Origin of the sequence: uncultured Senegalimassilia sp., assembly GCF_934636665.1 — a bacterium.
In the GTDB taxonomy this organism is placed as follows: domain Bacteria; phylum Actinomycetota; class Coriobacteriia; order Coriobacteriales; family Eggerthellaceae; genus Senegalimassilia.
Genome location: NZ_CAKUAT010000011.1, coordinates 62,177 through 77,535 on the forward strand (window position 1 = coordinate 62,177; position 15,359 = coordinate 77,535).

The 15,359-nt window shown below is 65.3% G+C and carries 8 protein-coding genes; 6 read left to right on the plus strand and 2 right to left on the minus strand.

The genetic code is table 11. From position 1 onward, the window contains the following. Positions 1-310 precede the first annotated feature (310 nt). A complete protein-coding gene (locus Q0G75_RS05865; protein ID WP_294415894.1) occupies positions 311-961 on the minus strand; it encodes a Crp/Fnr family transcriptional regulator in 651 nt (216 codons plus the stop codon). A 485-nt stretch (positions 962-1,446) separates the two neighbouring features. Then, on the minus strand, positions 1,447-3,156 hold the full coding sequence (locus Q0G75_RS05870; RefSeq protein WP_294415893.1) for a phospho-sugar mutase: 1,710 nt from the start codon (positions 3,154-3,156) through the stop codon (positions 1,447-1,449). 476 nt (positions 3,157-3,632) lie between these two features. On the opposite strand from Q0G75_RS05870, the gene Q0G75_RS05875 reads away from it, so the two are divergent. Genes Q0G75_RS05875 through Q0G75_RS05900 form a run of 6 tightly spaced genes read left to right on the plus strand, consistent with a single transcriptional unit; the run spans position 3,633 to position 15,278 of the window. Next, entirely contained in the window at positions 3,633-5,276 is a 1,644-nt protein-coding gene (locus Q0G75_RS05875) for an ATP-binding protein (protein ID WP_294415892.1), read from the plus strand. Between the two features lie 5 nt (positions 5,277-5,281). Further along, positions 5,282-6,235 (plus strand): MoxR family ATPase, encoded by a 954-nt coding sequence (locus Q0G75_RS05880; protein ID WP_294415890.1) that lies wholly within the window; start codon positions 5,282-5,284, stop codon positions 6,233-6,235. Positions 6,236-6,282: 47 nt separating this feature from the next. After that, positions 6,283-7,455, plus strand: coding sequence for a DUF58 domain-containing protein (locus Q0G75_RS05885; protein ID WP_294415889.1), 1,173 nt, complete (start codon positions 6,283-6,285; stop codon positions 7,453-7,455). Between the two features lies 1 nt (position 7,456). After that, complete coding sequence (locus Q0G75_RS05890) at positions 7,457-9,820, plus strand: transglutaminase family protein (protein WP_294415887.1); 2,364 nt, start codon at positions 7,457-7,459, stop codon at positions 9,818-9,820. Positions 9,821-9,833: 13 nt separating this feature from the next. Further along, entirely contained in the window at positions 9,834-13,697 is a 3,864-nt protein-coding gene (locus tag Q0G75_RS05895) for a leucine-rich repeat protein (RefSeq protein WP_294415886.1), read from the plus strand. 12 nt (positions 13,698-13,709) lie between these two features. Next, positions 13,710-15,278 carry an extracellular solute-binding protein gene (locus Q0G75_RS05900; RefSeq protein WP_294415883.1) on the plus strand — a complete coding sequence of 523 codons (1,569 nt, stop codon included), beginning with the start codon at positions 13,710-13,712 and terminating at the stop codon, positions 15,276-15,278. Positions 15,279-15,359: the final 81 nt, after the last annotated feature.

The window sequence follows — 15,359 nt, forward strand, 5'->3', positions numbered from 1 at the left end:
CCCGCGCGAGCTCGGTGTTCGCCCTGGTTGAAAGGGCGCTCCAGCCGGCAAGTAACACGCGGGTAACTGGCTTGACGGCTGCTATTGTAAGCCTGGGGTTACCGAAATTACAAGAAAAAAGTTCGAAATGGGTTCCTTTTCCGACAAAATCTTCTCCAAGGGTAACATATGTTACCCCAGGTCAGATGGGTACGTCGGTCGGCGAACACGTCAACTCGTAAAGATTCCCAAACATTTGTTCTTGTGTTCTGAACGGATGTTTGGTGATACAGATCGCGCTTGACGTTCCCCCTAGCCGAGGGGCTACTACCTACAGCATGCGGATGAAGCGGCCATCCACTTCTAGCACGCCTTCTTTTTGCAGGGTGCTTAGTTCGCGAATGAGCGATTTGTCGGCGGCACGCAGATACGTGGCCCATTCCTGGCGATTCATGGGAACCTCTACGCGACCGTCCGCGTCCTGGGGTAGCGTGCGCAAATGCGCCATGATGCGGTCGGAAAGACGCGGCTCGCCAACCACGGAGAGCGTTTGCGTAAGCACGCCTATCTTCTTCGACATTTCGGTCGACAGGTTTTCGCGCAGCAGAAACGCATGCGGGCTCGTGCACGATTCGAGTTGCTTTGCGGGGATGCACAGTATGCTCGTGGGCTCAAGCGCACGAATATTCACCGGCGTATGCTTAAGCGTCGCCGGCACGGCCTCGGCAAACGACTCGCCCGAGCCGAACTGCGCCACCGGGCGGTCTTGCCCACCTTGCGGCATGCTTGCTTGCACGGTGCCCGAAACAACCACGGGATAGAAATCCATACGGTCGCCAGCACGTCGCAGCAGTTGGCCTTCTGACAGCTCGATAATGCGCGAATCGATTTCGCGCAGCAAATCGCGCAGGTCCTTCACGGGAATGCCCTCGAACACGGCCGACGAATGCAGCGAGCGAATAAGATCCTGCGTAAACTCCATGCGGCTCACCAACTCCTTGCTGCGCTCGTCGCCCTGGCAAACGTTCCCCGCGCAAGCCTCGTATGCGTGCGGCCGCACATGGCGATACCGTCACTCCAGCCATTCCCGCCATCGCGCCGAAACCAACCACCGGGCAACATTTGCTACCGAAAGTTACCTTTATCTAATTCATTATCGCACTGCGCAGCTTTTTGTAAACAAAGGGTCATATTTTTCCCAAACAAGAAAGGCGACCCGCTCGGCTGCCTTTCCCCAAACCAGCGCTTCGGAAGCGCTTCTTGCAAGCAATCTTGTTCGCAGCAAACCTGGCAAAGCATCCGGCCCCCTGTCGCGCTTCACGCCCTTCACGCCCCGCCCATCATGCAGCCGTACCCGGCACAGAAAGCAACAAAGGGCCCGCGGCATTTCAACCGCGAGCCCCTCGCAAAAGTTAGCGAGTCAAAACCTTCCGAAGGCACTGACCCATCCGTTCCCGTCACGCGGCCTTAAGCCAACAGTTTGCGACCTGCCTCCTCAAGCTCGTCGAGCAGCGCGTCGGCGGCTTCGCGGCTGGCGTCCTTCGCGAACACGTACAGCTTGATCTTCGGCTCGGTGCCGCTCGGGCGCACGATGACCTTGTTGCCGCCTTCAACGTCGAACTCCACCACGTTGGCGGAAGGCAGGCCGTTCACGCCGCCCTGGTAGTCGACCACGGCCTCGACCTTGCGGCCGGCCAGCTCTGCCGGCGCGTTGGTGCGCAGGCCCGCCATAAGGTCGGCCATCTTCGCCGCGCCATCGGCGCCGGGGTAGGACAGCGACACGGTGCGGTTGAGCCACCAGCCGTGCTTGGCATACAGGTCGCGCATGGCCTGTGCCAGGTTCTTGCCCGCCAACTTGTACTCCTGCGCCATCTGGCAGATGAGCAGGCTGGCGTTCACGGCGTCCTTATCGCGCACGTGGTCGCCGGACAGGTAGCCGTAGCTCTCCTCGAAGCCGAAGATGAAGCGGTCGGCTTCGCCCGCGTCGGCCAGCTCGGTGATGATGTCGCCGATGTACTTGAAGCCCGTCAGGCAACGGCGCAGCTCGAAGCCGTATTCCGCAGCCAGCGCATCGACCATGGCCGACGACACGATGGTGGTCACGGCCACCTTGCGCGTCAGGTCCTCGCCGCGATCGGCGCGCATGCGGCACACGTAATCCAGCAGCAGCACGCCCATCTCGTTGCCGGTCAGCAGCGTGTAGTCGTCACCATCCTTGCAGGCGACGCCCACGCGGTCAGCATCGGGGTCGGTGGCCAGCAGCAGGTCGGGATGCACCTGCTCGCACAGGTCGATGCCCTTCTGCATGGCCTCGCGGATCTCGGGGTTCGGGTACGGGCACGTGGGGAAGTTGCCGTCGGGCTGCTCCTGCTCGGGCACCACGGTGACGTCGGAGACGCCGGCGCGCGCGAGCACCGTGGTAACGGGGACCAAGCCCGTGCCGTTAAGCGGCGTGTACACCAGCTTCAGCGGGGCGGCGGCGATCTGCTCGTCGGACAGGTTGTTCACCGACTGCGCCAGCACCGCGTCGTAGTAGCGCTCGAGCACGGCGTCTTCGATCCACTTGACCTTGCCCGATGCCACGGCCTCATCGAAATCCATGGACTTCACGCCGGTGAACGCGTCGGTTCCGGCGATGGCCGCGGAGATGGCGGCGGCAGCCTGGCTGGTGATCTGGCAGCCGTCGGGGCCGTAGGCCTTGTAGCCGTTGTACGGCGCAGGGTTGTGGCTGGCCGTCATGCAGATACCGCCCGAGCAGCCCAGGTCGCGCACGGCCCACGAAAGCGTGGGGACCGGGGAGATGCGCGGGTACACGTATGCCGTCACGCCGTTGGCGGCCATGATGGCGGCGGTGGTGCGCACGAACAGCTCGCCGTTGTTGCGGCTGTCGCGGGCGATGGCGACGGAGGGGTTGTCGAAGTTCGCGTTCAGGTAATCGGCGAAGCCCTGCGTGGCGCGACCCACCGTGTAGATGTTCATGCGGTTCGTGCCGGCGCCCAGCACGCCGCGCAGGCCCGCGGTGCCGAACGACAGGTTCTGGAAGAAGGCGTCGGTCATCGCGGCGTCGTCGCCGGCGTCGGCCTTCGCCTGCATGTCGGCCAGCTCGGCCGCCAGATCGGCATCCTGCACGTTCTCAATCCAATGCGCAAGCTCGGCGCGCACATCGATATCGCTCATAAGGTTTCCTTCGCTTCTAGCGGTTTCTCCCCGGTTGCGCGGGCGCAATCGGGCGCGTCGCGGACATCCGCCCCGCGCGGAGGGCATGCGTCCCGCGCGGCCGGCCCCAGTCCGATGCGGCACGGGCACGCAGCCGCCCTTCAACCAGGCTTTCCTGCATATGCCGCCCATTGTAAACGACAGGCAGGCAAAGCGGGCGAACCCGACAGCATCAGCGCAGTTGCACGCCGAACGTGAACGCACCTCCGTCCCCTGTTCACGATGAACGGGGGACGGAGGTGCGTTCAGACGGGCGGCGGCACTGCTACCCCGCCGGCCGGGTGGGCGGGTTTGTCTCCCCTCCCATCCACTGCTTTCGCGTCACCCCCCTTACCTGATTGTTTTCGTTGACCTTTTTCTTTAAACAAGAGTTGAATCGCCGTCCTTCCCCGTGTGATCCATGGCATACTAGTACAGTTTCGAATTTTGGGGGTGACATGGGGTTATTCGGCACAAAGCATAAACAATCCGATGCGCGGCTTCATCAGCTGCTCGAGGACGTGTGCGCCGACTCCGACCAGTGCGTCCGCATCCTGCTGCGGCGGGATGACCTGTACCCCGTCTACATCTCCGCGAATTTCCGCACCATGCTCGGCATCGACCCGCAACGCTACGTCGACGACATCTACGTGCTGCTGCGCCGCATCCCCGCCGAGAACCGCTTGGAGATCGAGCGAACCATCAAAGCATGGGACCGCGCCGGCAAGCTCACCCAGCTGTGCGCCTACGACATGCCCGGCGACCAACCGGTCCGCAAGCACCTCCGCATCACGACGACGCCCGTCGCCGACGGCGAGCGTTACCTGGTCGAGCTCATCGACGTCACCGAGGAGCGGCAAGCCATCGAGCAGGCCCGCGCCGAGCGCGACCGCGCCCTGCAGATCGTGGAGGGCCGCTCGAGCTTCATGAGCCAGATGAGCCACGAGATCCGCACGCCGCTCAACGGCGTCAAGGGCATCATCGAGCTTGCCCGCGACCACAGCACCGAGCCCGAGCTCCTGCTCGACGACCTGCAGCGCGCCGACGAGCTGTCGGGCTACCTGCTGTCGCTCATCAACGACGTGCTCGACATGAGCCGCTTGAACAGCGGGCACGTGGAGCTTGAGGCGCTTCCCTTCGACATGCGCCTGGTGGCAAGGGAGCTGCAGTCCATGTTCGAGAAGCAAGCCCAGGACGCGCAGATCGATTACCGCGTGGAGACGGACGGCTGCGACGACGTGTTCCTGGTCGGCGACCGCATACGCCTCAACCAGGTGGTGGTGAACTTCATATCCAACGCGCTCAAGTTCACGGATGCGGGCGGCAGCGTCACCGTCACCATGCGCGAGATGTACCGCAGCGAACGGATCGTCAACTACCTCATCCGCGTGCGCGACACCGGCAAAGGCATGGACCCGCGCTACATCAGCCGCATCTTCCTGCCCTTCGAGCAGGAAGACCGCACCATCGCCCGCCGCTACGGCGGCACGGGCCTGGGCATGGCCATCACCGATGCGCTCGTGGACCTGATGGGCGGCAAGATCGTCGTCGACACCGAGCCCGGCAAGGGGAGCGACTTCACCGCGTACATCCCCTTCAAGCTGGCCGACGAGAAGCAGATCGAGCAGCTTGAGCAGGAAGGCGAAACACTGGAAACCCGCTCCGACGAAGGCGGCACGCCGACCGAGTACACATTCGCCGGCAAGCGATTCCTGCTGGCCGAAGACAACGATCTTAACGCCATGATCGCAACCGCGATGCTCGAGGACCTCGGCGTCGCCGTCGACCGCGCCGACGACGGCCCCGTGGTCGTGGACATGTTTGGGAAATCGGCGCCCGGCGCCTACGACGCCGTCCTCATGGACATCCAGATGCCCACGCTCAACGGATGGGAGGCCACGCGCCGCATCCGCGCCCTCGATCGCCCCGACGCCCAAACGGTACCCATCATCGCGCTGTCCGCCAACAACTACGTGGAGGATGCGCGAGAGTCCCGCAAAGCCGGCATGAACGGGCACGCCGGCAAGCCCATCGAAATCGCCGAGCTGAAGGCTCAACTTGCAGCGGCAACAGCGGAATCAGCCTTATCGAGCAGGAGGTAACTATCATGATCGTCGAGCAATCGCGCGCCATCATCGACGAGGTGGGCAAGGCCCTCGTCGGGAAAAGGGACGTCATCGAGAAGGCCCTCATGGCCATCTATGCCGGCGGCCATATCCTGCTCGAGGACGTCCCCGGCACCGGCAAGACCACGCTGGCGCTGGCGCTGTCGAAGGCGCTTGACCTGGAGTACAAGCGCGTGCAGTTCACACCCGACACCATGCCCTCCGACATCACGGGCTTCTCCATGTACGACCGAGACGCCCACGAGTTCCGCTTCACCTGGGGCGCCGTGAACTGCAACCTCTTGCTGGGCGACGAGATCAACCGCACCAGCGCGAAAACCCAATCCGCCCTGCTCGAGGTCATGGAGGAGCTGTCGGTCACCGTGGACGGCGTCACGCACAAGTTGCCGCGCCCGTTCGTGTGCATCGCCACGGAGAACCCCGTGGGCTCGACCGGCACGCAGCCGCTTCCCGACAGCCAGCTGGACCGCTTCATGGTCCGCCTGTCCATCGGATACCCGTCTGCCGACGACCAGATGGAGATTTTGAAGGCCAAGCGCTACGCGAATCCGTTGGATTCCGTGCAGGCCAAGATCGACCGAGACGACCTGCTGGAGGTGCAGAACTTCCTGGGCAACATCAACGTCGCCGACAGCGTGCTCGCCTACATCGTGGCGCTGTGCGAGCGCACGCGCGAGTTGGAGCTGGTGGAGCTGGGCATCAGCCCCCGCGGCATCATCGCGCTCACCCGCATGTCCCGCGCCTGCGCCCTCATCCGCGAGCGCGACTTCGTCACGCCCGAGGACGTGCGCGAGGTGTTCAAGGCCACCTGCGCGCACCGCCTGGTGCTCAAGCCTCAGGCGCGCATCGAGTCCATCGACGCCGACACCGTGCTCGACCAGGTCATGAACGAGGTCGCCGCGCCCTCCATGGGCCGGGCGCGCGGCCGCGCCTAGCGAAGCGCCGACGGCGAACCGAACCGGGCGAAAGGCGAACAGGGCAGATGAAGCGCAATCGAATCATATACGCTATAGCGTGCGCGCTTGCCGTGCTGGCGTTCCTCGCCGTCAACAGCGCGGCGGCGTTGGCGCTTGCCGTCTGCGCCATAGCAGCGCCGGCGGCAAGCTGCCTTTTCGGCGTGCTCGCAGCCGCCCGCACGCGCATCGCCTTCGACCTGCCCGCGGCCGCCGTGTGCGGTCAGAAGCTCGCCATGCAGGTCACCGTCACGCGCCCCAGGCCGCTGCGCAGCCACATGGACCTGGTCCTCGACGTGAAAAACCTCCTGACGGGCAGCCAGGAGCGCATGACGGTGCTGCTCGCGCCCGATATGGCGCGCACCGAGACGTTCTCTATCCCGCTCGACACCGCCTGCTGCGGGCATTACGTGCTCGATCTGGCATCCGCCGGCACCGTCGATGCGCTCGGGCTGTTCGGCATCCCCTTCCCCAACGTCTCGTTCAGCGGGTCCGCCACCGTCTATCCGCCGATGATCGACATCGACGTCCTTCCCGCGCGCGGGCGCATGGCCAGCGAATCAGGCGCCTCTTACGACCACGATCGCCGCGGCCAGGACCGCTCCGAGGTGTTCGAGATGCGCGATTTCCACGACGGCGACTCGTTCAAGCAGGTGCACTGGAAGCTGTCGGCGCGCTTCGGAAACCTGACGGTGCGCGAGGCGTCGCTGCCGACCGACTACGATATCGCGCTTCTGCGCGATGCCCACGCGGGATCGGGCGAAGACGACGAACGGGAGGATGCGGTGAACGCCGTCATGACCATGTTGTCCGCGCTGAGCCTCGCCCTGCTGCGCCAAGGCCTTGCCCACACGGTCATCTGCAAGGACGCCGAGGGTGCGCACGTGCAACGCATCGACTCGCTGGCCGGGTTCGAGGACATGATGGATACGGTGCTGAGCATGCCGCTGGAAGCCAGTCCGCCGCACGACATAGACGCCTTCAACCAGGTGCGCATCGCATACGGCATCACGAAGACGATGCTGGTCACCGACGCCTTGCGCAAAGACGCGCTCGACGAGCTTGCCGGCATGACCGATCTTTCCGTCATCCATATCGGCGAAGCCGCGCAGGCCGGCGCCGACGATGGCGGGCGCTATCTGCTCACGCACATCCCCGCGGAAGCCGTGTGCGGCGGGCGCATCAAGACCTTGGAGCTGTGACATGGCGAAGGCGAACGGACATATATATAAGGAAAGGGCCCTCGTCGTTTCGGCGCAGGTGCCCGGGCGTCGTCGCACCCAGGCCGGGGCGGCGCGGGCAGTCGCGTTCGCGGTCGCGCCCGCCCTTCTGGCGGCTTCGGCGGCGTTTTCGGTAGCCGCATGCCTGAGCGTGCCCGCCTTGGCCTGCGTGCTCGCCGCCGGCGCCGTCGTCGCGGGAGCGCTCGGCGCGCTGGCCTCCGCCGAGCTGCACAAGGCCAAGGCCGCCATGGCAGCGGCCGCCCTCGCCTGCGCCGCGCTGGCAGTCGCCCTGGCCCTGCCCGATGCGCGATCGGGGCTGTTCTGCCTGTTCAACGGCATCGTTTCCCATTTCAACCACGTGTTCGGCACCTGGGCGGGGCTCATCCCAGGCCAGGGCGCCGTCTGCGGATCGCCGGCGTTCGGCATATGCCTCGGCGCCGTCATCGGCGTGGTTTCGTGGGCAGTCACTCGCCTACGCGCCACGTCCATATCGCTCCTGATCGTGGTCGCCTTGTGCGCCGCCACCACGTTGCTCGGGCTCGGCAACGCCCCCGTGGGCTGTGGCCTGGCCGTTGCCGGGTGGCTGACGCATTGCCGCGCTGAACAGCTGAGGCATTCCGCGCGCAGCCTGGCATCGCTTGCCACCGGAGGCGCGCTCGCGGCTTGCACCGTCGCCGTCGTCTTCGCGCTGTGCTGCGAGCTGTACGTCCCGGCGCCCGCCGTCGACGCGCTGCGCGAAGACGCTGCACAGGCCGCCGACCAGGCGCGATACGGCTCCGACTCGCTTCCCCGGGGCAACCTGCGGCAGGCATCGGCCATGAATGCGTCGCAGGACGAGACGCTCGAGCTTTCCTTCGACGGCAGCGTCTCCGACGATGTGCTGCTGCGCGGCTTCCAAGGCGCCACGTTCCAGGGCGCCGCGTGGCTTCCCCTTGATCATGGCGCGTTCGAGGGGCAATGGTCCGGCATGCGAAGCTGGCTAGGCGCCCACGGCCTTGCGCCCGCCTACCAGCGCGCGGACTTCGACGATGAGGCGGCGGCCGCCGGACAGGGCGAGGAGCCCACCGCTTCCGTGCAGGTGAGCAACGTCGGCGCCGATGCGCGCTTCGTGTACACCCCCTACACGCTGCGCAACCTCGACGGCGCCCGCGGCGCGCACGACCTTGACGCCGGCCTGCACAGCGGCTTTTTCGGCGCGCGCTCGTACTGCTTCACCATGGACGACGTTCCCGCCGCCGACGTGCTTGCCGACACCGCCTGGCTTTCCGGAAGACAGGAAGGCTACGCAGGCGCCGAGGGCGTGTACGCCGCGTTCGCGGAAAGCAGCTACCTGCAGGTAAGCGAATCCGAGCAGCGCGACATCGAGCGGCTGCTGTTCGGACAGGATAGCTGGGATGCCGACGGCGCCTCCGACTACGCCGTCATCAGCCGCGTGCGCACCATGCTCGACGCCACGGCAAGCTACACCGCCTCCCCCGCAACCGTGCCCGCAGGCATCGGGGAAGAGGGCGAGCCCACGTTCACCAGCTGGCTTTTGGAGCAGCAGCGCGAAGGCGGGCCGGCGTATTTCGCCACCGTCGCCACGCTGGCGTTCCGCTCGCAAGGTATCCCCGCGCGCTACGTCGAGGGCTATCGCGTGGACGCGGACAAGGTCTCAGCGGCTACGGAAAGCGCTCAACCTGTCACGCTGACGGCGGCCGACGCGCACGCCTGGTGCGAGGTGTACCTGAACGGCCTGGGCTGGACCCCCATCGAGGTCACGCCCGGCTTCTACACGCAGACGCTGCAGGCAGACAGCGTGATGGACGTGAGCGAGGCCGTCAGCTCGGGCAACGGCAGCGTCATGGACCCCGGCTCGGTCGCAGGCGAAGTGAGCGGCGATGCCGACCAGGGGGCCCAGAAAAGCCGCACGCTTTCGGCACGCCACGTCATCCACATTGCGGGTATCGCGCTCGGCGCCGTCATCGCCGCTACCGCGGCGGCCTTCGCGCAGCGCGCCCTGCGGCGGCACCTGCGCGTCAGACTCTGCGGCGACGAACGCCAACAGATTTGCGTCCCGGCGCTCTACCAGCAGCTCGCGCGTCTCATGGCCGCCGGCGTCCCGACGTTCGACACCACCCGCCCGCTCGAATGCGCCGCCGCCGTGCCCGCGGCGTTTCCCGGCATCGATGAGCTGGACTACAAGCGCGCCATCCAGCTGCACCAGGCGTTCGCCTTCGGGGGGCGCCCGCTGAAACCCAACGAGCTGCGCACAGTGCGCAGCTTCAACGACCGCCTTGCCGCGACCCTGCCGAAGCCCGGCACCGTCGCCGAGCGCGCCCGCCGCTTCTTCGCGGACGCCTTATAGAAAGAAGGGATGTATGGCAGACCGACGCACCCCGCATTCCAAGAAGAACCTTGCCACCGCCGCGGCGTCCATCGCCGTCGTCGCCGCGTTCGGCGCAGGCGCCGCCGCGCTTGCCCAGGGCGGCGCATCGTTCGACCCGAGCAGCTTCACCTCCGCATACTCCCCGGCGCCGACCGATGGCGCGAAGGGCTATCAGGCAAGCGAAACCAAAACCGACGCGCAGGCCAACCGCCAGCAAGACGATGCGGAAAAGCAGGACGAGCAGCACACGGCGCTCGACGCCTTCAGCGACCTGCCCCTCGAGGGAGGCACGGGAACCACCGCCTACAACGCCACGGGCGAGGGGTCGCAGACCGTCGCCGTCGCGAACGGCCAGGCCAGCGACACGGACGGGGGCGCCGTCATCGGCACCCCCACGGCGGCGGGGCCCGTCATCGGCCAGGGAACCGACAACGGCGACGGCGGCGCAACCGGGAACGGGAACGGGCAAGGCGGGCAGAGCGGGCAAACCGAGAGCCCCCAGCCCAGCCCGCAGCCCTCGCCGCAGCCCACGCCCGACGAACCCGCGAAGGACTCCTACGACTACCTGCCTCGCGACCCCGCCCCGATCAAAGAGGCGCCCAACGGCGGAACCGGCGGCGATTTCGCGCACATCTACAACGGCGGAAAAGATAGCTCGCTCATCAGCGACGATGACATCACGATCAGCGGGGACGCGAGCAAGGTCTACGATGGCCAAAAGCTCGATGCTTGGACGCTGTTCTGCTCCATCGACGCATACTGGCTGGATTTCGAAACCTGGTCGTTCATCTACTTCGGATGCGCCAAGGACGACTTCGACGCCTACCCGTATTTCCGCATCAACTCATGGAAGAACCAGATCACGGGCGAAAAGAACCCCGCCATCTGCCCCGGCCCCGATTCCCCGCTCACCGTCAACGTGTCCTACCGCGTCTCAACCGACGAGCCATGGCGCAACCGGGACGTCACGCTGACGCCCCAACGTTCCTGCGTCTTCGTGACGGGGCTTCCCGATGCATCCGGAAACAGGCCGGTGCTGTTCTCGCACACCGACGATGCCCGCAAGCTGTGCCTGCTGACCGCCACCACCCAGGAAGCGCTCATGGATTCCGCCGGGTACGTCGACGCCGAGGGGTATCTGGACGCCCTGCTGCTGGGATGGAAGGAGGGCGATTCCGACATCCCGAGCATGTTCGAGCTCACGCCGGGGCGACACGTCATCATCCCCGGCGACATCGCCCCGCTCGACCCCGGGTTCCTGGTGCGCTTCCAAAGCTACTCGCTCGACGACGACGGCCGTGTGATCGATTCGCCAACCGGCCCCTATAGCGCAGCGCGCCTGCAAACGCTCATCGACGTCGACGGCTCGGTGGTGGAGACCTCCGGGGAAGGCGACGGCATAACCGAATCCCTTGAAGTTCCCGAAGGCGTCCAGGCCATCGACGGCAAGATGAACGACGACGGCACAAGGCACGGCTTCGTCTGGAGCCTGACCGAGCTTTCCCTTCCCTCATCGATCATGTACGTGAACGTGGACGCGGGCATCCAGGTGCGCGGCGCCTACCGCGTGGCCGAGGACAACCCCGTTTACGCGGCAACCGCCGACGGGATCCTCACGTCCAAGGACGGAAGCGCCTACCTGGGCATCCCCACCGATGTCAGGGACCTGGACGTCCCCGCCGGCATCACGCGCGTTGAGGTGCCTAAGGCGAACCATCTCGACGCCGTTCACGTGCATGCGGCCAAGGACGGCAGCCTGCCCGATATCGAGATCGGCAACCTTGACGGCTGCACGCTCATCATCGACGACGGCATCTTCGACGAGTTCCTTACCGAGAACGGGGACGCCATCGAGAACGCCTGGACTGTAGAGGTGGCGAAGGCCAGCGACCCCGAGAAGCACCTCACGCTTTCCGGGGGCGTGGTGTTCTCCGAGGACGAGATCGTGCGCGTGCTCGACCTGGGCAACGAGACCGTGTTCACCCAGTTATCCCATATCGTGAAGACCGGCGCGCTTGCGGGCAACGGGTCGATCGAGACGCTCGTGCTCATGAACGCCTACTCCGGCGAGCCGCTCGTGCTCGAGGACGGATGCCTTGCCGATAGCAGCGTGTCCACCATCGTCTGCAACAGCGAGCAGGAGGCCGCCTACGTGAACAGCCGCCTTGCAGCCGCCGGGGCACCGGACGCCGAGGTGGTCGTGATGGACGTCTCGCAGGAAGGGTTCATCTACTTCACGGACGGCGACGGCTGGACGACGCTGCTCTACGACTCCTGGTGGGTCGAGAGCTTCGACGGCACGCTGACCAGCGAAAACGGCGGCAAGATCAAGGTCAACGAAATCTCCGACTACGCCTTCGCGGGCGACCTGGACCTGAAGTGGGTCACGCTCGACGAGAGCGTGACGGAAATCGGCAAGAACGCCTTCCAGAACTGCTCGAACCTCCAGGGGCTGTTCATCGGAACGTCCGACACCATCGATGTGGGTGCGAACGCCCTCGCAGGCTGCAGGAACCTGGGTTTCGTGGCCTCTCGTGCCAAGAACGCCTCCTTCGCCACCGACGAGAACCCGGGCGGCACCGGCTGCACCTGGTACTGCCCTAGCGACGCTGAAAGCGGTTACGACAGCCGCTTCGTCAACATCGAGGGCGTGAACGACCTGGTGGCGCTGCCGCAAAAGGACGGATCGCTCATCCTGTACGGATACCTGGAAGACGACGAGGACGGCGCGCCGAGCCTTGCCCTTGGCGCGGGCACCAGCCTGCAGGGGACCGTCGTGCTTCCCTCTTCCGTGACCGAGATCTTCGGCGGCGCCGTCGTCGGCGGGCAAACCCTGCCTGGCGCATTCGAGGGCACCGGCGGCGAATGGACCCTTGACTGGGAAAAGCTGACGAACCTGCAGTACATAGACCGCAACGCCTTCAAGAACTCCGGCCTCCAAGGAAGCGTGATGATCGACCAGCCTGACGCGTACGTGTGGGTCGAGATGAACGCATTCGACGGATGCGCGGGCTTGACCTCGGTCGATATCGCGGCGGGAAACCTTTTCGTCGACCAGGAGGCGTTCGCCAACTGCCCCGGTATCACCGCCGCCAAACTGGTCGCGCACAACGAAGAGGCCACTGACAAGGCGCGGTACAACCGCATCGGCGTAAATGTGTTTGCCGGCAACGAAGCGATTATCGATATCACCCTCGGCGAGCGCGTGGCGTCCTTGGACCTGTACGGCCCGGGCGTCGGATACACGTTCACCGGCTTTGAAGGGGAGGAGGGCAGGATCCGCCTCCATATGCCCGACGACGGCCAGGTCCAGCGCGCATACCTGGACGCATGGACATACCGGTTCGCGGGATACACCGATTACGACAGCATGTTCTTCCAAGTCGAAAACGAGCTGTTCGACTGGGACATCTTCACGGCGCCGACCGAGACGCAGGTGCGCAAGGAGATGGCCGCACGCCTGCTTGAGCCTGAAAACCGCCTGCGCGCGATGATGGGGCTGCCCACGGTCGACGCATCCACCGTGGTGGTCGTCGACGAGGCCGTGGACACGAAAGCCCCCGTCGCACCGCCGACAAGCGAGCCGGATGCCGCCGCGAACGCAAAATCCGCCGGCGAAGCAGGGCGAATCGCCGATTCCGCCGGTATTAACGGGTATGATGGGATTTGGCACCCCGCTGACAAATCCGGCGGGGCCGACGCCGCAGGCGCCGACTTCGCTGATGATGGCGGCGACGGCTCGAGCGACGACGCGGGCAGCGGCCCCGCCGCCCGCCCGGCCATCGAGGCCACGGAAGCTCGCCCAACCGATACGGAACCTTCGACCAGCGCCGAAACCACGCCGGCCGAGCACTAGGAGGAATCCAGTATGCACATGCGCACCAACCGCCACGCCGCAGGCGTCACCCAGGAAGACGGCGCAACCGACAACCGCCGCAGCCGCCGCGCGCACCGCGCCCGCCCCCGAAAAGCCGCGCTGGCCGCATTCGCCCTTACCGGCGTGCTTGCCGCTGCGCTATCCACCGGCTGCGCCGGCGATAGCGGGAAGACCGCCGTCAAGCTGGACCCGAGCAACCCCACCACCATCACCGTATGGGATTACTACAACGGCGCCCAGCAGGCATCCTTCGACAGCCTGGTGTCCGAGTTCAACTCCACCGTGGGCAAGGAGAAGGGCATCTACGTGAAAAGCAAGACCCAAGGGTCGGTCGCCGAGTTGGAGAAGGCTATCTCGAACTCGTCGGCAGGCGAGGTCGGCGCCGACCAGATGCCCAACGTGTTCTCCTCCTACGCCGACACGGCCTACAACGTGCAACAACAGGGCAAGCTCGTCGATCTGACGGACTACTTCACCTCCGACGAGCTGTCCAACTATGTGCCCGACTACCTTGACGAGGGACGCTTCGACGGCAACGATTCCCTGTACCTGCTGCCGGTGGCGAAGTCCACCGAGGTGACCATGCTCGACGAAACCGACTGGGAGCCCTTCGCCCAGGCAACCGGCGCAACCGTCGATGACCTGGCAACGCAAGAGGGCATCGCGGCCACCGCCAAGCGCTACTACGAGTACACCGATGCGCTGACGCCCGACGTCCCCGATGACGGCAAGGCGTTCTACGGCCGCGACTCCCTGTCCAACTACTTCATCATCGGCATGAGGCAGATGGGCGTCGATCTGCTCGCGCCCAACGCCGACGGCAAAACCGCGGTCAACGCCGACAAGGAAAAGGTCCGCCGCCTGTGGGACAACTACTACATACCCTTCGTCAGCGGATATTTCGACGCCAAGGGCAAGTTCCGCTCCGACGACATGAAGACGGGCGACATCATCTGCTACACGGGCTCCACCGCATCGGCGGCGTACTTCCCCGACCAGGTGGTCGACGACAACGGAACGCACGAGATCGGCTATCAGATCATCATGCCGCCAACCTTCGAGGGAGGCAACGCCGTGGCTCCTCAGCAAGGCGCCGGCATGGCGGTGGCGAAGTCGGACGAGCAACACGAATACGCTTCCTGCGAGTTTCTGAAGTGGTTCACCGAGAAGCAGAACAACCTGCGCTTCGCGACGGCGGCGTCGTATCTTCCCGTGCGAACTGATGCAAACAGCGTCGAAGAGCTTGATAACGCGATTCAGAACGAGAACCTCTCCGTAAACCCCAAGACCCGCGACTGCATCGCCATGGCCATGGACTCCTTCGACGACGTGGAGCTGTACTCGCTTAAGAGCTTCGACAACGCTTATGCCGCGCGCAAGGTGCTCGACCATTCGCTCGACGATAAGGCGACCGCCGACAAAGCGGCTGTTCAGACAGCAATAGCCGCCGGCCAATCGCGCACCGAGGCGCTTGAGCCGTACGTGGGCGATGCCGCGTTCGAGCAATGGTACGCCTCCTTCTGCCAGCAGCTCCAAGCCGCAGCCGAGGGCACGGAGTAGCAAGAAGTGCATAACGAACGCAAGAACATAGTCTCTGGCGTGGGCGCGGGTACGAGCGCAGGCACGAGCACGGGCAAAAAC